The 19,053-nt window shown below is 39.2% G+C and carries 17 protein-coding genes and 4 pseudogenes; 13 read left to right on the top strand and 8 right to left on the bottom strand.

The features are described 5' to 3' along the window. Window positions 1-48: 48 nt before the first annotated feature. From V8V91_RS12180 to V8V91_RS12170, 3 genes are all read left to right on the top strand, one after another. The gene (locus V8V91_RS12180; RefSeq protein WP_373400302.1) at window positions 49-402 is read left to right on the top strand and encodes a four helix bundle protein; all 354 of its coding nucleotides are present in this window, start codon (window positions 49-51) and stop codon (window positions 400-402) included. A gap of 50 nt (window positions 403-452) precedes the next feature. Continuing rightward, window positions 453-1,850, top strand: coding sequence for a dihydrolipoyl dehydrogenase (gene lpdA, locus V8V91_RS12175; protein WP_373400300.1), 1,398 nt, complete (start codon window positions 453-455; stop codon window positions 1,848-1,850). Window positions 1,851-1,992: 142 nt separating this feature from the next. Then, window positions 1,993-2,766 (top strand): Rossmann-like and DUF2520 domain-containing protein, encoded by a 774-nt coding sequence (locus tag V8V91_RS12170; protein WP_373400298.1) that lies wholly within the window; start codon window positions 1,993-1,995, stop codon window positions 2,764-2,766. Here V8V91_RS12170 and V8V91_RS12165 read toward each other — a convergent pair. The 7 genes and pseudogenes from V8V91_RS12165 to V8V91_RS12135 all read right to left on the bottom strand — a co-directional run bounded on the left by V8V91_RS12165 (window position 2,763) and on the right by V8V91_RS12135 (window position 8,982). Beyond that, window positions 2,763-3,615, bottom strand: a pseudogene (locus V8V91_RS12165) (pirin family protein). The gene V8V91_RS12170 and the pseudogene V8V91_RS12165 overlap by 4 nt on opposite strands. 67 nt (window positions 3,616-3,682) lie before the next feature. Further along, window positions 3,683-4,336 carry a hydantoinase/carbamoylase family amidase gene (locus V8V91_RS12160; RefSeq protein ID WP_373400296.1) on the bottom strand — a complete coding sequence of 218 codons (654 nt, stop codon included), beginning with the start codon at window positions 4,334-4,336 and terminating at the stop codon, window positions 3,683-3,685. Between the two features lie 26 nt (window positions 4,337-4,362). After that, on the bottom strand, window positions 4,363-4,668 hold the full coding sequence (locus V8V91_RS12155; RefSeq protein WP_373400675.1) for a M20/M25/M40 family metallo-hydrolase: 306 nt from the start codon (window positions 4,666-4,668) through the stop codon (window positions 4,363-4,365). A gap of 23 nt (window positions 4,669-4,691) precedes the next feature. Next, entirely contained in the window at window positions 4,692-4,973 is a 282-nt protein-coding gene (locus V8V91_RS12150; protein ID WP_373400294.1) for a hypothetical protein, read from the bottom strand. A 122-nt stretch (window positions 4,974-5,095) separates the two neighbouring features. Beyond that, on the bottom strand, window positions 5,096-6,097 hold the full coding sequence (locus tag V8V91_RS12145; protein ID WP_205645578.1) for an acyl-ACP desaturase: 1,002 nt from the start codon (window positions 6,095-6,097) through the stop codon (window positions 5,096-5,098). Window positions 6,098-6,359: 262 nt separating this feature from the next. Continuing rightward, window positions 6,360-7,247 (bottom strand): ATP-binding protein, encoded by an 888-nt coding sequence (locus tag V8V91_RS12140; protein ID WP_373400292.1) that lies wholly within the window; start codon window positions 7,245-7,247, stop codon window positions 6,360-6,362. Between the two features lie 6 nt (window positions 7,248-7,253). Then, window positions 7,254-8,982: pseudogene (locus V8V91_RS12135) on the bottom strand (alpha/beta hydrolase-fold protein). Between the two features lie 172 nt (window positions 8,983-9,154). Between V8V91_RS12135 and V8V91_RS12130 the strand changes: the two are divergent. The 8 genes and pseudogenes from V8V91_RS12130 (at window position 9,155) to V8V91_RS12095 (ending at window position 15,918) form a co-directional block, all read left to right on the top strand. Further along, window positions 9,155-10,407, top strand: a pseudogene (locus V8V91_RS12130) (dipeptidase). A gap of 78 nt (window positions 10,408-10,485) precedes the next feature. Beyond that, window positions 10,486-10,989 (top strand): hypothetical protein, encoded by a 504-nt coding sequence (locus V8V91_RS12125; protein WP_373400291.1) that lies wholly within the window; start codon window positions 10,486-10,488, stop codon window positions 10,987-10,989. 172 nt (window positions 10,990-11,161) lie between these two features. Further along, on the top strand, window positions 11,162-12,292 hold the full coding sequence (locus V8V91_RS12120; protein WP_373400290.1) for a DUF1549 domain-containing protein: 1,131 nt from the start codon (window positions 11,162-11,164) through the stop codon (window positions 12,290-12,292). 26 nt (window positions 12,293-12,318) lie between these two features. Continuing rightward, complete coding sequence (locus V8V91_RS12115) at window positions 12,319-12,663, top strand: hypothetical protein (RefSeq protein WP_373400289.1); 345 nt, start codon at window positions 12,319-12,321, stop codon at window positions 12,661-12,663. Further along, window positions 12,660-12,887 carry a hypothetical protein gene (locus V8V91_RS12110; RefSeq protein WP_373400287.1) on the top strand — a complete coding sequence of 76 codons (228 nt, stop codon included), beginning with the start codon at window positions 12,660-12,662 and terminating at the stop codon, window positions 12,885-12,887. Before V8V91_RS12115 ends, V8V91_RS12110 begins: the two co-directional genes overlap by 4 nt. After that, window positions 12,821-13,204, top strand: a complete 384-nt coding sequence (locus V8V91_RS12105; protein ID WP_373400674.1) for a LamG-like jellyroll fold domain-containing protein — start codon at window positions 12,821-12,823, stop codon at window positions 13,202-13,204. Before V8V91_RS12110 ends, V8V91_RS12105 begins: the two co-directional genes overlap by 67 nt. A gap of 22 nt (window positions 13,205-13,226) precedes the next feature. Continuing rightward, window positions 13,227-14,507 (top strand): DUF1553 domain-containing protein, encoded by a 1,281-nt coding sequence (locus V8V91_RS12100; protein WP_373400286.1) that lies wholly within the window; start codon window positions 13,227-13,229, stop codon window positions 14,505-14,507. Window positions 14,508-14,509: 2 nt separating this feature from the next. Beyond that, window positions 14,510-15,918, top strand: a pseudogene (locus V8V91_RS12095) (DUF1501 domain-containing protein). 197 nt (window positions 15,919-16,115) lie between these two features. Here the strand turns inward: V8V91_RS12095 and V8V91_RS12090 are convergent. Further along, entirely contained in the window at window positions 16,116-17,342 is a 1,227-nt protein-coding gene (locus tag V8V91_RS12090; protein ID WP_373400284.1) for an FG-GAP repeat domain-containing protein, read from the bottom strand. A 234-nt stretch (window positions 17,343-17,576) separates the two neighbouring features. Here V8V91_RS12090 and V8V91_RS12085 point away from each other — a divergent pair, with 234 nt between their 5' ends. Next, entirely contained in the window at window positions 17,577-18,248 is a 672-nt protein-coding gene (locus V8V91_RS12085; RefSeq protein WP_373400283.1) for a DUF2231 domain-containing protein, read from the top strand. After that, a complete protein-coding gene (locus V8V91_RS12080) occupies window positions 18,215-19,045 on the top strand; it encodes a c-type cytochrome domain-containing protein (protein ID WP_373400281.1) in 831 nt (276 codons plus the stop codon). The genes V8V91_RS12085 and V8V91_RS12080 overlap by 34 nt, the downstream gene beginning before the upstream one ends. Window positions 19,046-19,053: the final 8 nt, after the last annotated feature.

The following is a 19,053-nucleotide window of genomic DNA, read 5'->3' as shown; positions in this document are numbered from 1 at the left end:
GTAGATTTAGGTGAATCTAATTATTAGTTTTATCTAAATTTCATTTTTATGAATCGTTTCAAAGAATTACTTGTTTGGCAAAAAGCTGTTGATTTGGCGGTTGAAGTTTATCAAATCACGGAAAATTTACCAAAAGAAGAGCGGTACGGATTGATAAGCCAGATTAACAGAAGTGTGATTTCGATTCCTTCCAATATTGCAGAAGGAGCAGGAAGAAACACCAACAAAGATTTTAATAATTTCTTGGGGATTGCCCAGGGTTCATCATTTGAGCTGGAAACTCAGTTGATTATATCTAATCGACTGGATTTTATTTCAAAGGATGACTTTCAAAAAATAGAAACTCAGCTTGAGCATATTCAAAACATGATTGCCAAGTTGAAAAAGAGTCTAAATGTTTAACTTCCGGATACTTGGTACTTTGTACTTAGTACCTGGTAAAAGACAATAAAATGTACGACGTAATAGTTATCGGTTCTGGACCTGGAGGATATGTAGCGGCAATCCGTTGCGCGCAACTAGGGATGAAAACCGCCTTAATAGAAAAATATTCCACATTAGGAGGCACCTGTTTAAATGTTGGATGTATCCCTTCCAAAGCATTATTGGATTCTTCCGAGCATTATCATAATGCTGCACATACTTTTGAAACTCATGGAATTGGCCTGAGTAATTTGAAAGTTAATTTGAAGCAAATGATCACTCGTAAAAACGATGTGGTGAAGCAAAATACAGACGGTATTCAATACCTGATGAAAAAGAACAAAATTGATGTTCATCAAGGATTGGGCTCTTTTGTCAATTCAACTACCGTCAAAGTAACAAAGGATGATGGTTCTTCTTCTGATATTGAAGGAAAGAATATTATCATCGCCACTGGATCGAAGCCATCTTCTTTGCCATTTATCAAATTGGATAAGGATCGGATAATTACCTCTACAGAAGCATTGAACCTTAAAGAGATTCCAAAGCATTTGGTGGTGATTGGAGGAGGAGTAATCGGTCTTGAGCTTGGATCTGTTTATGCAAGATTGGGTGCCAAAGTATCAGTGATTGAGTTCATGGATTCTTTGATCCCAACCATGGATAAAACCATGGGTAAAGAACTTCAAAAGTCTTTGAAAAAATTAGGCTTTGAATTCTATCTAAAACATAAAGTAACCTCTGTAGAGAAGAAGGGTAAGGAAGTAACCGTAAAGGCGGATAATGCCAAAGGAGAAACCATTGAAGTGAAAGGTGATTATGTCTTGGTTTCTATTGGAAGAAGGCCTTATACTGAAGGGCTGAATGCAGAAGCAGCTGGAGTGAAGTTGACTGAACGTGGACAAATTGAAGTAAATGATCATTTGCAGACCAATGTGCCAAATATTTATGCGATTGGGGATGTGGTAAAAGGAGCAATGCTTGCTCATAAGGCAGAAGAAGAAGGAGTTTTTGTTGCGGAAACTTTGGTAGGCCAAAAACCACATATCAATTATAATTTAATTCCTGGGGTAGTGTATACCTGGCCAGAAGTTGCCGCAGTAGGATATACTGAAGAGCAATTGAAAGAGAAAGGAATTAAATACAAAGCCGGTAAATTCCCTTTTATGGCGTCAGGAAGGGCAAGAGCTTCTATGGATACAGATGGCTTGGTGAAAGTCTTGGCGGATGCTGAAACGGATGAAATTCTTGGTGTTCACATGATTGGGCCAAGAACTGCTGATATGATTGCAGAAGCGGTAGTAGCGATGGAGTACCGAGCTTCAGCAGAAGATATTGCAAGAATGTCTCACGCACACCCAACTTATACAGAAGCTTTCAAAGAAGCCTGCTTAGCGGCCACTGACAATAGAGCATTACATATTTAGGAACATTAAGCTTTACCTAAAAGCCATTCTTTATCCAAAAGGAATGGCTTTTTTTGTCAAAAAATAGGTTCTAATTTACTAGTAGAGATCTTCTTAAATAGCCTCCCTTTTCATTGTCCTTATTTTTTACCTTATTTCGTTTATGAAGTTTAAAGTAGCCATACTAGGTGCTGGGAATGTGGCTTGGCACTTAGCTCCGGCAATTGAAGATGCAGGACATGAAGTGACTGAGGTGTATGCACGGGATCTATCAAGTGCCAGAAAAATAACGGAAAGGGTATATGCTGCAGAGCCAAAAGATGAACTGGATTTTTCTGATTCTGAGGCAGAGATTTTTATTTTGGCAGTAAGTGATCAGGGAATACCTGAATTGGCAGATTCAGTGATTTTACCTGAAGGAAGTATTTTGGTACATACCTCAGGGGCTATGTCTTTGGATATTTTAGGCTATAGTTCAGCAACTTACACAGGCATTTTTTATCCATTACAATCATTTACCAAATCCAGAAAAATGGAATTTGAAGATGTAGCATTTTTGCTGGAATCTGATGATGAAGAAACGCTTCAAAAGCTTCGGAAGTTGGCAAAAAGCTTGAAATCCCAATATTACAATGTCAGATCCAAGGATAGGTTAGCCATTCATGTCGCTGCTGTTTTTGCAAGCAATTTCACCAATCATATGATTCGAATGAGTGAGAAAATCATGCGGAGACAGGGCTTAGACTTTGAAATGTTGAAACCATTAATTATTGAACAAATATCCAAAGCATTACAAATAGGAGCTAGAAATGCCCAGACTGGACCAGCTAGTAGAGAAGATTATGAGACCCTGGAAAACCATCATAGATTTTTGAACTACAATGAGTCATTTGCTGAAATCTATAGACTGATTTCCCAGGATATTATTGATAGTTAATGATTCCAAGTCCCGAATTTGCCAATTCGGTAATCTTCATAAGCTTGGTGGATCTCCTCTTCAGTATTCATGACAAATGGACCCTGGGCTACCATCGGTTCATTAAAAGGTTGGGCGTGACCCAATATTAAAATAGCGTCGGAAGAGGCTGTGACTTCTAAATCCACTTCCCCGGATTCAAATTCCACCAGGTTTCTAAACGGTACAGATTGTCCATTTACTTTCAATTCTCCTCTAACAATGTAGAAAAAGATGTTATCCGATGCCGGAATTTGTTTTTGAAGGCGCCTCCTTCTTTCATATAAATAGTGCTCATGGTAAGCGGAAAAGATTCTTTAAAGGCTCCTTTTACTCCATTCCACTCCCCGAATAGCTGTTGAACCGTTACTTTCCCTTCGTCCAACGTAAAGCTTGGGATATCCTCTTTTGAAGTCCAACATACAAGGGGTCCGTCATTTTTAATTTAGCAGGTAAATTCAACCAGAGCTGGAGGATCTCTAAATCGCCTCCATTTTTCTTGAATTGTGAACTGCTGACTTCTGAGTGAATTAATCCCCTGCCTGCGGTCATATATTGTACTCCACCAGGACCGATGACGGATTCATGTCCAGAGGAATCCAAATGCATGATGTCGCCTTCCAAAATAAACGTAACTGTTTCCATTCCTCGGTGGGGGTGTGGACCAAAAGGTAACCCATTATTAGGAGCAGGGTAGGTTTGGAAACCATGATGGTTCAAAAAAATAAACGGATCAATTTGTTGAAGCTGCCGAGTAGGCATTGGACTATAGGTAATAAGGTCCGCTATGGGTCTATATTCACCGGGATGTATTTTCTTTATTTGAGACATGATGGAAATTTTTGATGTATATACATTAAATGAATTTGAGATGAAAAAAGTTTAGCGTTTGATCATTTTATTGAAGCTGTTTATCCAAGGCTAAAATTGTTTTTAATAACACATTGGCTCCATTGGCAATATCTTCTGGGGAGGAATACTCTTGAGGAGAATGACTGATCCCATCTTTGCTAGGAATAAAAATCATCCCTATTGGTGCAATTCGGGCCATTTCTTGAGTATCATGGCCTGCGCCGCTGGGTAAATAAATGCTGCTTAGGCCTAATTCCTTAGCAGATGATTCTATGACCTTTTGAATTTCCGGATTGGCCAAAGCTGGTTTACTGGCTACTTCGATATGGCGCACACTGACTTCCGTACCACTTTCTTTTGCTTGCAGCTGAGCTTTCTCTTCAATAGCCTGATACACCTGATGGATTTTTTCTGAAGACAAGTCACGGATTTCTACATTCAATTTCACTTCTCCAGGAATTACATTTCCAGCTCCTGGAAAAGCTTCGATTTTTCCTACCGTGGCAACTTGGGATCCTTCAAATGAATTGACAATTTCATTTACAGCAAGAACTAACCTTGCTGCTGGGAGCATGGGGTCCTTTCTCATATTCATTGGTGTGGTTCCCGCATGGTTTGCAAATCCCTTGAAAGTAAATTCATACCACTCAATCGCGACTATTCCTTCTACCACTCCAATGGCTATTCCCTCTCGATCCAAATTGCCTCCTTGTTCGATGTGTAATTCTAAAAATGCGGCGAGATCTCCTTTTTTCTTTTGATTTCCATAATTCGATCTGGGTTGCCTCCAACTGCTTTGATGCCTTCATACTGTGTCAAGCCGCTGGAACTTTTGACTTGTAAAGCTTCTGGACTTAATTGACCAACTAAAGCCCGGCTGCCTACTACACCTCCCTCTTCATTGGTGAAAATAATCACTTCTAATGGGTGGTCGGTGTTTACTTGATTCTCAGAAAGTGTTTGTACTACTTCTATGGCACTCAAGGAACCTACAGGGCCATCGTAATCTCCTCCATTGGGGACTTCATCTATGTGAGATCCAAATGCAATAGGCTTCAGGTCAGGCCTTTTTCCCTCCTTTTTCCGATCAGGTTCCCTGCATAATCCACACTGACTTCCAATCCTGCTTGAAGCATCAATCCTTTGACATAGGCTCTAGCGGCAATATCATGTTTACTGTATGCTACACGATCAGAACCCCCAGCTTGGTTCTTGCCGTAGCTAGCAAGTTGTTGGATCGAATTGGAAAGTCGTTCCTGATTTACTTTTAGATCGGATTGGGCTCGGGTCATTCCGAATGTAACCAAAAAGAGAAAAGGTAGGATGATCTTTTTCATAGGTCATGTACTGAGGTAATTGTTTTGAGTAAAAAGTTACGTGTTTCTATGGATATGGTAATAAAAAAACCTCTCCAGTAATGAAGAGGTTTTTCCAATTGGTTTATCAATTTGAGAGTTGATTATTTTAACCAAGCAAGTTGGATTTCATCAGGAGCTTTCATTCGATCAGCTACCCTCATGTATCTTTCTGCTAGTTTGGAAAGGTATATTTGTGCTTTGGATGCAGCATCATTCAATCCGGTCAAGTTTTCGATTTTCCAAAGTTTGACCAAGTGATCGATGATTCTGGCATAATCCCATCCGGTATAGATTCCTACTTTTTGTGTGATTTCAGAAAATCTAGTGTAAATAGATGGATTAGGGCCACCTTCTCCCATCAACACGGCTGGCATAACTATTTGCTTTTTCATCATTTTCTCAAAAGCAAGAATGGCTCCGTTAGGGTCGATTTCAAAAATGCTTGACATGAATGATTTGTAAGCCTTTTCATGTCTCGCTTCATCACCAGCGATCGTCTTACAGATTCTGGAAAGGACTGGGTCTCCAGCTTTGTCTGCAAGTTTACCAGTATTAACGTGGGATATTTTTGTAGCTCTTTCCTGGAAAGAGGTATAAATCATGGCTTGATAAGGGTCACTTTCTGACTTTGGATCAAAACCGTTCGTCAATAGTCTATGAATCGTGATCTCTACTGCTTTCATGTCCACACGACCTGTCATATACAAATATTTATTTAACAGGTCTCCATGTCGATTTTCTTCTGCAGTCCAAGCTTTTGACCATCTTACCCAACCAGAAGGAGAAACAAGGCTTCTATCTTCATTGATCCCTTCCAGCAGGTTGAAATAGGTTTGATAGGAAGGTAGAGCTTCCTCAGTGATCATATTTCCTACTAAAGAAGTCAGAACTGTATCTGGAATTCCTTCCGCTCGTTTTTGTAATGCTTTGATTTCGTCGTGTATATCTGGATTACCAAAATCAGGCAAAAAGTCAGAGGGCTGCCAGCAGGTTTCAGGGTCTACCAAAATATTTTCAACAGCTTCTCCCACTTGGTCATCTAATTGAGAGATGACCTCCATGTTTTTCTCCAGCTCGTAATCTATTGGTTTTATATTTCTCATAATAATACTTCTTAGGGTGAAGTGATTTATTCGATTTTAGACAGTATCTAGTAAAAGACACTTATTTTATCTAACGTATAAATCTTCCACAAGATACGGACAAAAAACCAGATAAGGAGATTTCAAACTTGACATTCGAATAGTTTCCTGATTGACAGATACAAAAAGGGGCTGTTCCAATAATCGTATTGTCACATTGAGCATTGTCAAAATGTGAAAACATCAATCAGGATACAACCTCTTTCTAAATTTGGAATACTGGTTAGTAATCTAATTTATAGGCAACTACCTTATTTTTAAAGAAAGTCGGTACTAAAATTAAATTCTCCTCGGGAATATAGCCAACATCTGCTGTGTTGGATTCAATATCCTTAGTATCCAAAAGAAGGGTTTCCCCATCACCACTCACAAAATAGATTTCTCCTACCCATCTTGAAGCAACATAATTCCCCTCACCTAAGATGATCAGACCATCTCCACCAGTGACCGTTCCATTGATGATTTCAGAACTTCCATCTTGTGAAAATCTTTTCAATCCAGATTCATCCAAACCATAAATATCACCATTCGAATCAACCGCTACTCCGTTCAAGGAGGCGTTTCCTTCTGAAATAGTAGTGACAGTACCTTCATCCAAAACGTGTAACAACCCTTTGTTCATTCCTGAGAAATAAATTTTGCCTTCGTATTGAGCAACATCATTTAAGAATTCAGCTCCTTCTACTGGGTATTTATTTGAGATGGTAGCAGATTCTATGTCAATCTCCACCAATTGATCTATATCTGTGACATAAAGCTTTCCATCAGATATAGCCATTCCTTTTGGGGCATTTAATCCAGTTACCCAATCTTGAGTGACGATAGTTCCATTTTTATCAATGATTGAAATCGATCCTTTTCCATCTTTGTCCGTTGGAGTTCCTTCAATATTGGAAACATAGATTTTGCCAGTTGCAGAATCGTATAAAACAGATTCACAGGTGATTAGTGTTTCTGGTGTTTCCCAAACCATTGTGAGAGTGGGGATTTTGGCATCTTCCACTACCATTGTTTCTGATTCGTTGGATTCTTCTGTTTTTTGGGGACTACATTGAGAAAGAAGTAAAGTAGTTCCCAAGCCGTAAAGACATGTCTTTAATACATTTTTCATATGCTATTAATTTTTAGTGATCGTCCAATTTTGTTGATTAAAATTGGCTGGTGAAGAGGCCTTGAATCGGTCCTCGATTTTATCCAAGTACATCGTGTTGTATCGTAATCTGGAAATGTAATTTGGAAGTGTAGGATCTCCATTCCAACAATGCTCAGCACGATCTCCATAGGCCACCTCCCCATTATAGTAAGGATTTTGGGTTTGTTCCAAAAATTCTTCCGTGAGGTATACCGCATTGTTTAAATAGTAATTATCCATATCTCCACAATAAATATTTACTTTCCCTTCTAATTTTGGACCTAAGGTTTCCCAGTCTCTTTCCATAATATAACGAAGGTCGTAATTCTCTTTCCAATATTCAGCAACCTGGGGATCAATTTCACCCGATTTTTTATCCCAAATTGGTTTGGGGTAACCATCTTCTCCTACAGGGGAATATACTGCCTGCCAAATATCAAATTGCTCCCCTGATCTAGTTTGTACCCCGCCAATCGCTAATTCTCTATGGTTCATATCTTTCACCATGGAAGAAACATGACCTAGGTAATCCCGATGGCCAGGACGTAAGATTTTTTAAAATCTCCATCCTGATAATAGGCATTTTGGTCCTCATAAAGATTAATGGTAGTAAAAGCCCTAAAATCAATCGGATCAGGACAGGCTGCGAAGCAACCATTGTATTCATCTGGATAAAATACCTGAGCAGCTAAAGCTTCCCAACCACCTGTGGATCCGCCATATAAAAATCTGGCCCAACCTTCTCCAATTCCCCTAAATTCTTTTTCTATATATGGGATCAGTTCATAAGTAATGGCATCACCATAGGGTCCTATATTCGCAGAGTTTACCGCATAGCTGTCATCGTAAAATGGATTGGCGTGTTGAATCTCAATTATAATAAACCGTTTGAAGTCAGGTGAAATCCATTTTTGGTAAAAATCATAGGCTTCTTGTTGTTGGATTTTCTCATATCCATAAATTCCAAAACGAGCAGAATAATCGTCTTCACTTAAATTTGGGTCCGGTGGACTGGTACGAAATCCCCCAAAATCACTTGGGAAATGCCCATGGAATACCATCAAGGGATAATATTGATTGGGATGCTCATCAAAACCCTCAGGCAATAAGACATGGGCACCTAAAAACATGTCTCTTCCCCAAAACTCGGACAAGAGTTCGGATTTCATCTTGATATGCTTGATGTATTTACTGTCCTCTGGTTCAACTACCGGAGGAATTTTTTGGTCGATAATAAGCTGAAAATCGCTCCCTTTTTTCCAATCAATGGAGAGGGGAATGAATAGATGTTTCCAGGAGTGCTTGCCCATTTTCTGCCTTCTCCTTGATCCATGGCAAGTTTCACTTGGTGGCCATCTGCCCTCTCGAAAGTTTCGTACTTGATGAAGAATGCCTGTACCAAATAGTTTCCTTCCTCTAAATTGGAAAGTTGTTCTAATGGGTATCCAAAACTATCCATTTTGAACTCAATGATAGATCCGGGTTCAAAAGACTCTACATCCATTCCGAAAACTTGGGCAGTATTCACATTGTCAGAAACAGAAAAACGAGGCTCTCTAGACTCGTCTTTTGAGAAAAATAAGAGTAATCGCCCATCAGAAATATCCTGACCCAGGTCAGAGGCTATTTCAATTTTTATTTCAGGTAAATCGTCATTGCTACTACAAGACGATAGCAGCGCTGAGAATAAGATTAAATAGATGAGTTTTTTCATTTGATGGTGGTTTTTCTATTAAAAGTTAATAATTAACTGGTAGATGAAGCAATTCAAGGGTGAAAAATGAAAAGATATGACTTCCAAGATGGATGAAATGGCCTTTAGTGGAATTTTTGAAAGGAGTCATAAAAACAAAGTATCTTTCTTTCTTTAATAACCACCAACCAATATGAAGAAAAGCTATTCCCTATTATTAATTGGCTTAATGGCTTGGGCTTGCCAGCCAAAAGAAGCAGCAGTAGATTACACCAGTATGAGTGATGAAGAGCGACTGAAAGCCGCTACAGAAATTGCACATAAAACGATCATGGTAGACGGGCATGTCGATTTGCCTTATCGAATGAAAGTTGGCGGATTTACCTTACAAAGAGAAATTCTTGATGTTTCCGTAAGAACAGAAGGGGGAATTTTGACTACCCCAGAACCAAAGAGGGAGGGTTAGATGCTCCCTTTATGTCTATCTATATCCCAGCAGGAAATCAACAGATCCCTGGAGCCTCCAAAGCATTGGCAGATTCCCTGATTCTTATGACCGAAAGGCTGACAGAGACTTTTCCTGACAAGTTTGCCATGGCTTATAGTCCAGCAGATATCGAGGCCAACTTTGCTGCGGGTAAAATTTCTCTTCCTATGGGAATGGAAAATGGAGCAGGGTTGGAAGATGATATTGCCAATGTTGAATATTTTCACAAAAGAGGCATTCGATACATTACGCTAACCCATGGAAAGGCAAACCTTATAGGAGATAGTAGTTATGATACGGTAAGGCTTTATAATGGCCTCAGCGAATATGGCAAACAAGTGGTTCAAGAAATGAACCGAGTAGGTATTATGGTAGATGTTTCTCACGTTTCTGATGAAACATTTTTGGATGCTTTGGAAGTGACTAAGGTACCGGTTATAGCTTCGCATTCCTCAGTAAGGAAATTTACTCCTGGATTTGAAAGAAATATGAGTGATGAACTGATCCAGGCCATGGCTAAGAATGGAGGAGTGATGATGATCAATTTTGGGGGTAGTTTCATTGACTCCGCCTACGCAGCTGGGTCTGCTAAAGTGCGAGAGCATATTGTCAACTGGCTTGCTGAAAACAACCTCAGTAGAAGGGATTCTGCCGCTCAGGCTTATATCACCGAATATACTGCTGCAAATAACCCTTTTCCAACTGTACAGAAAGTTGCCGATCATATAGACCATGTAGTAGCCTTGGTAGGTATTGACTATGTGGGGCTTGGTTCTGATTTCGATGGAGTGGGAGATTCCTTGCCTACCGGATTAAAAGATGTTTCCATGTATCCTAATTTGATAGCTGAACTCTTGAAAAGAGGTTATTCAGAAGAGGATATTGAGAAAATATGTTCGGGAAATATTTTTAGGGTTTGGAGGGCAGTGGAGGAATATGCTCAAAATCAAAAAGGTTAGAATTTATTAAAAAGGCATTTCATTTTATGAAATGCCTTTTTATTAGTATAATTAATCACCAATTCTAACAAATTTTATATGAAGTTTTTATTTACATCTCTGCTCATTCTTTTGATTTGTTTTCAAGGAATTTCACAAACTCAGGGAGCCCAAAGTATATTTTCCACAGGTGTGAGTGGTTGTTATTCTGATTATTATATTACTTTCCATGATCGAGGAGCCTATGAAATTCCTGATGGAGAGCATGAAGCGGTTTTGGTGGTCATTAACCAAGGGAAAAGTGAATGCTATATGGCTAAAGCCAATGTAAAAAATGGTCAGCTAGTTTCACCTACCACCATTCAAAAAGCGGATGGGACATACATCCCAGTAGCCAGGATGTTTAAGGCGTTGGACCAAGACTGGTTGGAAGAGCAGGATTTGGAAACTTTATACACTATCACTGATGGAATGAGTAATGTTTTTCAGACTCAAGAAAAATATCATGTTCGTTTGTTTTTTCACACATTTATCCATCCGGATCATGGGGGTAATAAAAAAGCTCCACCAGCTAATGTCTTATTGAAGTCCGATGGAATGTAAGAAACAAATTCTCTAGAAAGGAAAGCCTCCAAAAAGTATCATTTTTTTTGGGGGCTTTTTTATGAGTTTGTACGTTCTACTACATCCTTAATTGTATTTTTTGAAGATAATTATTTGTCTATTTTTCAGTGAATTAAGAGTAATTTGCTAAATTGGATATAAATATTTTTTTATGAACCCAAATAGCTTTTCATCGTCTCGTTTGGCGGCGCAAATCCCTATACTTTCTTTGTTAGGTCTCTTGTTGGTTTTCGGCTGTCAGCCTTCCTTGCCAGAAGATGTGGAGTTGGCATATGAGACTTTACCAGAAAAAATAGATTATAATTTCCATGTTAAACCAATTTTGGCTGACCGTTGCTATGCTTGCCATGGTCCAGACGAAGGATCAAGGAAAGCGGGATTGAGATTGGATATTGAGGAAAATGCGTTTATGAAGTTGTCCTCCGGAAATAGGGCATTTTCAAAAGGAAGTTTAGGAGGTAGTGAAGTGTATCACCGGATGATTAGTCTAAATCCTGAGACTGTTATGCCTCCGCCAGAATCGAATCTCACTCTTACTCCAGCCGAAATTGCGACCATTGCCAAATGGGTGGAGCAAGGAGCGGAATGGAAAGAGCATTGGTCTTTTTTGAAAGTGGAATCTCCTGCGATTCCTGAAGTTAAAGAGGACTGGAAAAGGAATAATGAGATTGATTATTTTGTTCAAGCTGAATTGGGAAGACAAGGACTTTCTCCTAACCCTCAAGCAGACAAAGAAAGACTTTTGAGAAGAGTGACGATGGATTTGACAGGACTTCCACCTACCATCCAACAGATTGATGATTTTTTAAATGACAACTCTGAACGTGCTTATGAGAAGGTGGTGGATAGACTGCTTGCATCCCAAGAGCATGCGGAACGGTTAACCATGGAATGGCTGGATATAGCCAGATATGCCGATTCTCATGGAGTTTCATTTGATGGTTATAGGGAGGTTTGGCCTTACCGGGATTGGGTGATTAATGCCTTTAAAAATAATATTCCTATCAGTGACTTTATTACCAAACAAGTTGCTGGGGACTTACTTCCAAATGGAACTACTGAAGATAAATTGGCCACGGCATTTTATAGGCTTAATCCCATGGAGGCTTCAGCAGGTTCCATCCAAGAAGAATACAGAGTAGAATATGTGGCTGAAAGAACCGCGACAACTGGTACAGCTTTTCTGGGCCTTACCATTGGATGTGCCAGATGTCATGACCATAAATTTGATCCAATCAGTCAAAAGAATTTTTTCCAACTATCTGCTTTTTCAACAGCATAGATGAATTTGGATTGGGTCCCACCGATTTGAATAGAGCTCCCACCTTGATGCTTTTTAAAGACTATCAACGAAAAAAGTTAGACTCCTTGGATCAATTAATTCTTCAAAAAGAAAAGATTTTAGAAGAATATCAAGTGAGTGAAATCAAGGATTATGTAGGGACAATTTCTCCCGATAAATTACTTCCAAAAGAAATTGCTTCATATTCGTTTGAGTCGTTTGAAAAGATTAAAAAGGAGAAGAAAAGAAGAAACCCATTTGCTGAGGAAGAAGCAGAGGAGTACAAGACTAAAACAGCAAAGGAAAAAGCTAAAATTGATTCCCTAAAAAAGGCAAACAAAAAAAGAAAAAAGAATACGAGGAAATCTTGATCCTTGATAATAATAAAAACGCTGAGGCAACCCTAGGTGTAGAATTGGTGAATGGCTGGAAAGGGAAAGGGTTATTATTTGATGATGATTATGATTATGTCAGTTTGAATAAGGTTGGCTTTTTGATCAATATGATTCATTTTCTGCAAGTGCTTGGATTAAACCTCAAGAAAATGAAAAGAGGCATATTCAAAACATCATTGGAAACAGTAATAATTTCTTAGGATTTTACCGAGGATGGGAAATGTTTTTGGATTCCGCAAACCATCTATCTGTACGCCTCATTCATAGACTTCCCGATGATTATCTGGAAGTGATTACTGAAAAGTCTGTGAAATTTGAGACATGGACTCAAGTAGGGTTTTCCTATGATGGAACTGGAAATGCAGCAGGTGTTACACTTTATATGGATGGCGAAAGTCAACAAGTGAGTGTTGTTTCAGATCAGCTGTCGAGGAGTATTTTACCTATTGATGAGTACACGGCAAAAATTGATACGCTGCCTGTTCGATTAGGAAAAAGCATCGTCTTTTTTTCTTGATCCTGGTATTTATAAAGGATACATGGATGAGGTAAAACTCTTTGATCGGGAACTTACTAGTTTGGAAATGGCAAGCTTAGTAGGAAATTCTTCCATTCAATTGTCTTCTGAAAACTCCAAGGAATATTTATTAGCTAAGGAACAAAAAGCCATTCAACTCAGGAATAATATTCGCTCTCTAAGAAAAGCGAAATTGGAGATTTTGGAAAAGACCCAAGAAGTGATGGTAATGGAAGATATGCCGGAACCCAGGCCTACCTTCTTGTTGAAGAGAGGAGTTTATAATGATTATGGAGAAAAAGTTTTACCAAGTACTCCGGAAAATGTCCTTCCTTTTCCTGAAGATTATCCTCAAAATAGGTTAGGGCTGGCAAAATGGATCATAAATCCCGACAATCCTTTGCCATCAAGGGTAATCATTAATCGGTATTGGCAAATGATCTTTGGAACAGGAATCGTTAAGACTTCCGGAGATTTTGGGATTCAGGGAGACCTGCCTACTCATCCTGAGTTATTGGATTGGTTAGCGTATGAGTTTATGGATAGTGGTTGGGATTTGAGGAGTATGCTGAAATTGATGGTGATGTCAGCTGCCTACCAGCAATCTTCTTTTGCTGATCCTGAGAAGTACGAAGCTGATCCTGAAAATAAATATTATGCCAGGTCAAGTAGTTATAGACTTCCCGCAGAATTTATCCGAGATAATGCCTTGGCATCCAGTGGTATTTTAGATAAAAAAATAGGAGGTCCAAGTGTTAAGCCGTATCAACCAGAAGGATTATGGGAGGAATTGGGAGATTTCTCATTCAAGTTACATAAATACAAACAGGATACAGGAAGTAACCTCCATCGGAGAAGTCTCTACACGTTTACGAGAAGATTTTCTCCTGCACCCTACATGATCACCTTCGATGCATCCAACAGGGAGATTTGTATTACGAAAAGAGTCAATACAAATACGCCCCTTCAAGCACTGAATTTATTGAATGGACCTCAGTTTATAGAAGCTTCCAGGTTTATGTCTGAAAGGGTAATCAAAGAGGAAGAGACATTAGAAGATCGGCTTAAACTAAGTTTTCGACTAGCTACAGGAGTTACTCCAAATGAGAAACTATTGGCTACCTTAAAAGAATATTATGAAAGTGCCTATACGCATTTTCAGGAAAATCCTTTATCAGCTGATTCTTTATTGGCTGTAGGAGAATTGCCAAGAGATTTAGCGCTTGACAAGACGCAAACTGCTGCATTGACCTTAGTGGCAAATTCAATTTTAAATTTTGATGAAACCTATATGAAAAGGTAACCATGGGACATAATCATATACATATACCTTTGACTAGGAGAGAGTTTTTGACAAAAACATCTTTGGGGATAGGAGCGGTTTCGCTCGCTTCCTTGTTGAATCCTACCTCGCTTTTTGCGTTTGGAAATAAACCTCATTTCGTCCCAAAAGCTAAAAGAATCATATACCTCTATATGGCAGGGGCACCTTCCCAATTGGACTTATTTGATTACAAACCTCAGTTGGTTAAAATGAATGGAGAAAATCTGCCTTCAAGCGTATTTGGAGATCGACTGACCGGAACTGCAGCTACACAGAATTCTTTCCCCATGGTGGGTACACGTTGGAATTTTAAGCAGCATGGTGAAAGTGGGATGTGGATGAGTGATTTGCTTCCGAATATGTCAAAAATCACTGATGAGTTGTGTAAAATTCAGTCCATGCATACGGCCTCTGTTCAACATGAACCTGCGCAGATGTTTACTAATACTGGATCTGAACTTCCTGGAAGACCTTCTTTTGGGTCTTGGATAAGCTATGGTTTAGGTTCTGATAATGAGAATTTACCTGCGTTTATTGTTTTGAAAACCGAAGGATTAGAAGGTGGCTTTGCAGGATTATATTCCAGCGCATTTTTGCCGGCTGAGCACCAAGGAGTGCGGTTTCGTGGAGGTAAAGATCCTGTTTTGTATTTAACAAATCCTCCTGGGGTCACAGAAGCAGCTAGGAGAGAACAGTTGGACTATTTAAAAAAAATGCAAGAAGGTGCATTTGAATTTTGGGAAGACCCCTCTATCAAGGCAAAAATGGCTCAATATGAAATGGCTTTTAGAATGCAGACTTCTGTTCGAAGTGGTAGATACCAAAGGTGAGCCAGATTACATTTATGAGCAATATGGAGAGGATAGCAAAAGTCGGGGACCTTTGCCAGTAATTGTTTGTTGGCAAGGAGATTAGCGGAACGTGGCGTGAAATTTATTCAAGTATACCATGGGGGTTGGGACCATCATAATGATTTGCCTAAAAGTATTGCGAGGCGTGCCAAAGAGGTAGATAAAGCGAGTGCCACCTTAATTTTGGACTTAAAACAAAGAGGTTTATTGGAAGATACTTTGGTCGTGTGGGGAGGAGAATTTGGTAGGACCTGTTTTTCGCAAGGAGAGCTGACCAAGGATAATTTTGGAAGGGATCACCATCCAGACGCCTATACCATGCTTTTGGCAGGAGCAGGAGTGAAGAAGGGGTGACTTATGGAAGAACGGATGACTTCGGCTACCATGTTGTCGAAAACCCTGTACATGTACATGACCTCAATGCGACTTTACTTCATTTAATGGGATTGGATCACGAGCGGTTGACTTATAAATTCCAAGGTAGAAGATTCAGATTAACTGATGTGGAAGGGAATGTTGTCAGGGATATTTTAAGCTAAATTTTCAATTAATCTTTCTACAGGTTTGATTTCCCGCTGCATCAGTGGCGCAAATTTCTATAGGTTTTTCGGATTCTAATTCTGAGAGCTCGGCGACCCATAAATATTCTCCGTACCAAGTCATCGGAATTTTTTTGTGCCTGAGATCACTACCACCTCTTTCCAGTCCTGTGGCATGCTAGGACTTTTATTGTCAGTTATTCGAGCAAATACTTTTTTGTTCCTACAGCAGAGGTTGTCTGTGTAAGATGAGAAATAATAGGAGCAGCTACATCTGCTTGGATTTTTTTACCTATATAGATTCGTTCTTCTATGGATTCTTCTCCTTCTCCTTGTCCCATAATAATATCCATTTGATGGTCATTGTTGAGATCAGCGAAGACTAAGGAAAGTGTATGAGGGGTGAGATCTCCGGAGAGAATGCTTTCTTGAAGTTTAAATTTTCCAGTTCCATCATTGATCAACAATCGGTCTTCTCCGGTGAGCGAACTGAGGATAAAATCAGGATCACCATCGGAATCATAATCCAAAAATGCGACATTGTTATCGTCCTCACCTGTATTGTCTTGGTCCAGCCAAAGTCGAGAGGTAGCATCAAGGAATCTCTTGGCACTGTCATTTACAAAAATATGCTCTCGTCTGGACCAAGATTTTCCATCTACAATTTCCCCATCGTTGACAGTGACTAGGTCTAAGAATCCATCTTGATTGATATCTGCAATTTCAAATTCATAATTATTGGTATATGCAGGTAACATCCTTTTGTCTTTGAAATGACCCTTTCCATTATTTTCAAAAATTCGACTGGTGCCACACCTTTTACATGAAATGGCAATATCTAGGTCAAAATCATTATCGAAATCAAAGAATTCCAAATCCCAAGAGAATTGGATTAGAATGTCTGGCATCTGGGAATCTGTGACATCTTCAAATTTTCCAAATCCGTCATTAATCCATAATAGAGTTTTGCCTCCTTCATTATTCATATTGGAGCCGGGGCCCCAATCAGATAAAATTACATCAAGGTCTCCATCTCCATCTACGTCTCCAAATTCCAAATCTCCTACACTTGCTTTCATATCGGGTAGATGAGTGTCTGTAACTCTGAGAAATGAGCCGTTGTGCTGCCCGAGGTAAAATTCACTTTGGGTTTGAAAAGTGTTGCCTACCAAAAAATCTGTAAAACCATCTTGGTTTAAGTCCCTAGCTTTAATCACTCTAGCATAGAATTTATCCTCACCAAAGACTTGTTTGGTGATTTCTAGAAATGGCGTGTTTGGGCCTTGGTTAAGAAATATCCGGCTAGATTCTAAGGCACCCGGCTCAGAATAATCTCCCCCATTCGCGAAAATCAGATCTACCTTACCATCCTGATTGAGGTCTGCCGCTTCGACTCGATTTGTCCACTCTGCCGTTTTGGGCAAGTAGATATCCGTTTGGTCTTCCCATAGATAATCAGTTGAGTTATTCAGAGTGAGCTTTTCCTTTGGCTTATTGCATGAGAATAGAAAACTAAAAATAGAGCTAAGAAGAATGAATGTTTTGAAAAAATTGATCATTGGGAATAACATTATCCAAATTTAATTTAATCTACAAGAATTTGTATTACATAAATGTAAGGTACAAATGTTATCTTTAAATAAGTCAATTTTAAATGTATGTTGAATATCTTTTTGCAATCAGATTCCACCTTATTTTTTGGGCGTTTTCACTCATTAATAGTCCATCTTCCTATTGGCTTTATTCTCCTGGGAGTAGCAGTTTTCCTTTTGTCGCTTTTTAAGAAGTTTCGTTTCTTATTGACTTCACTTCCTTTGATCCTGCTATTGAGTGCCATCAGTGCAATTTTAGCAGTGGTATTTGGGTTTTTTCTTGCTACCGAAGGAGGTTATCCCGAAGGAACCCTATCCTGGCATAGGTGGATGGGAATTGTCGTTGCCTTACTTTCTGTTGCTTCATTGCTATTGATCTTAGGATTGTTCGATAAAAATTCATCTGGGATACCGCTTAGAGAGCGATTGAAAATCAGTTTTCTTGATTCTGAAATTAACAAACAGAAAAAGCAGCTTGGGGTTTGTTTGGGGATGTTGGCGATCTGTATTTCTGTTACGGGACATTTGGGAGGGAATCTCACACATGGTGAAGGATACCTTTTTGATTATGCTCCTTCCTTTATTCAGGAATTAGTTTCCAATGCTGAATCAGTAAAGGGCATCTATTCTTTTCCTGAGGATGCAGATTCTACTTTGGTATTTGAACATATAATCCAGCCAGTTTTAATTCAAAAATGTGCCTCTTGCCACAAGGGGGAATCAAAAAAGGAGGACTGAGTGTTTTGACATTTGAGGATTTGAAACTTGGGGGAGAGACAGGTCCTGCAATTGAGGAAGGCTCTCTTTCGACCAGTGAATTGTACCAACGGGTGACGTTGAATCCTGAAAGTAAAAAGTTTATGCCCCCCAAAGGCGCGGGACTTTCTTATGGAGAAATAACCCTGCTGAAGTATTGGATTGAAAATGGAATTGATCAACAATTAAGTGTGACGAGTGAAGAGATTCCTAAAGAAATCAAAGAATTGATTGAAAGTACTTATGGGCTTTCTACTAGAAAAAAGGCTCATTATGAAAAAGTACAAGTAGCAGCTGTTCCTGAAACAACATTGAATGAGATCAGGGGGCAAGGGTTTAGAATTGCTACCTTATCTGAAGAAAATAATTTCCTGGAGGTAGTTGCCATCGGGAAGTTGAAAAGTGAAAATATTGAGGCATTGAAAGAGATTGGAGAGCAAATCACTTGGCTTGACTTGGGTGAATCAGATATCAAAGATGAATCCTTAGGGATTATTGCAGAATTTCAGCATCTCACAAAATTATTGTTGGATAATAATCCCATCAGTGATCAAGGTGCCCCAGCATTGGGGAAGTTGATTAACTTAGAAACTGTCAATCTTTATAATACCTCTGTGGGGGATTCTACACTGAATTCGCTTGCCCAAATTAAGAGCTTGCAAAGTGTGTATGTCTGGAATACAAAAGTTAGCAAGGCATTAGCTAGTCAGTTGGAAGAAGAGCATCCTAACTTAGCTATTGATATTGGAGACTTGGCCGAAGTCAAGGAGCAAAAGTAGGTAGTAGG

Source organism: Algoriphagus halophilus (genome assembly GCF_041729275.1).
In the GTDB taxonomy this organism is placed as follows: Bacteria; Bacteroidota; Bacteroidia; order Cytophagales; family Cyclobacteriaceae; genus Algoriphagus; species Algoriphagus halophilus_A.
This window is presented reverse-complemented; position numbering and strand designations above follow the sequence as displayed.

What these genes read in the sequence shown, in the direction of transcription:
- V8V91_RS12180 (WP_373400302.1), top strand. Translation starts at nt 49, where the DNA reads ATGAATCGTTTCAAAGAATTACTTGTTTGGCAAAAAGCTGTTGATTTG.
- lpdA (WP_373400300.1), top strand. Translation starts at nt 453, where the DNA reads ATGTACGACGTAATAGTTATCGGTTCTGGACCTGGAGGATATGTAGCG.
- V8V91_RS12170 (WP_373400298.1), top strand. Translation starts at nt 1,993, where the DNA reads ATGAAGTTTAAAGTAGCCATACTAGGTGCTGGGAATGTGGCTTGGCAC.
- V8V91_RS12150 (WP_373400294.1), bottom strand. Translation starts at nt 4,973, where the DNA reads ATGAAAAAGATCATCCTACCTTTTCTCTTTTTGGTTACATTCGGAATG.
- V8V91_RS12145 (WP_205645578.1), bottom strand. Translation starts at nt 6,097, where the DNA reads ATGAGAAATATAAAACCAATAGATTACGAGCTGGAGAAAAACATGGAG.
- V8V91_RS12140 (WP_373400292.1), bottom strand. Translation starts at nt 7,247, where the DNA reads ATGAAAAATGTATTAAAGACATGTCTTTACGGCTTGGGAACTACTTTA.
- V8V91_RS12125 (WP_373400291.1), top strand. Translation starts at nt 10,486, where the DNA reads ATGAAGTTTTTATTTACATCTCTGCTCATTCTTTTGATTTGTTTTCAA.
- V8V91_RS12120 (WP_373400290.1), top strand. Translation starts at nt 11,162, where the DNA reads ATGAACCCAAATAGCTTTTCATCGTCTCGTTTGGCGGCGCAAATCCCT.
- V8V91_RS12100 (WP_373400286.1), top strand. Translation starts at nt 13,227, where the DNA reads ATGGATGAGGTAAAACTCTTTGATCGGGAACTTACTAGTTTGGAAATG.
- V8V91_RS12085 (WP_373400283.1), top strand. Translation starts at nt 17,577, where the DNA reads ATGTTGAATATCTTTTTGCAATCAGATTCCACCTTATTTTTTGGGCGT.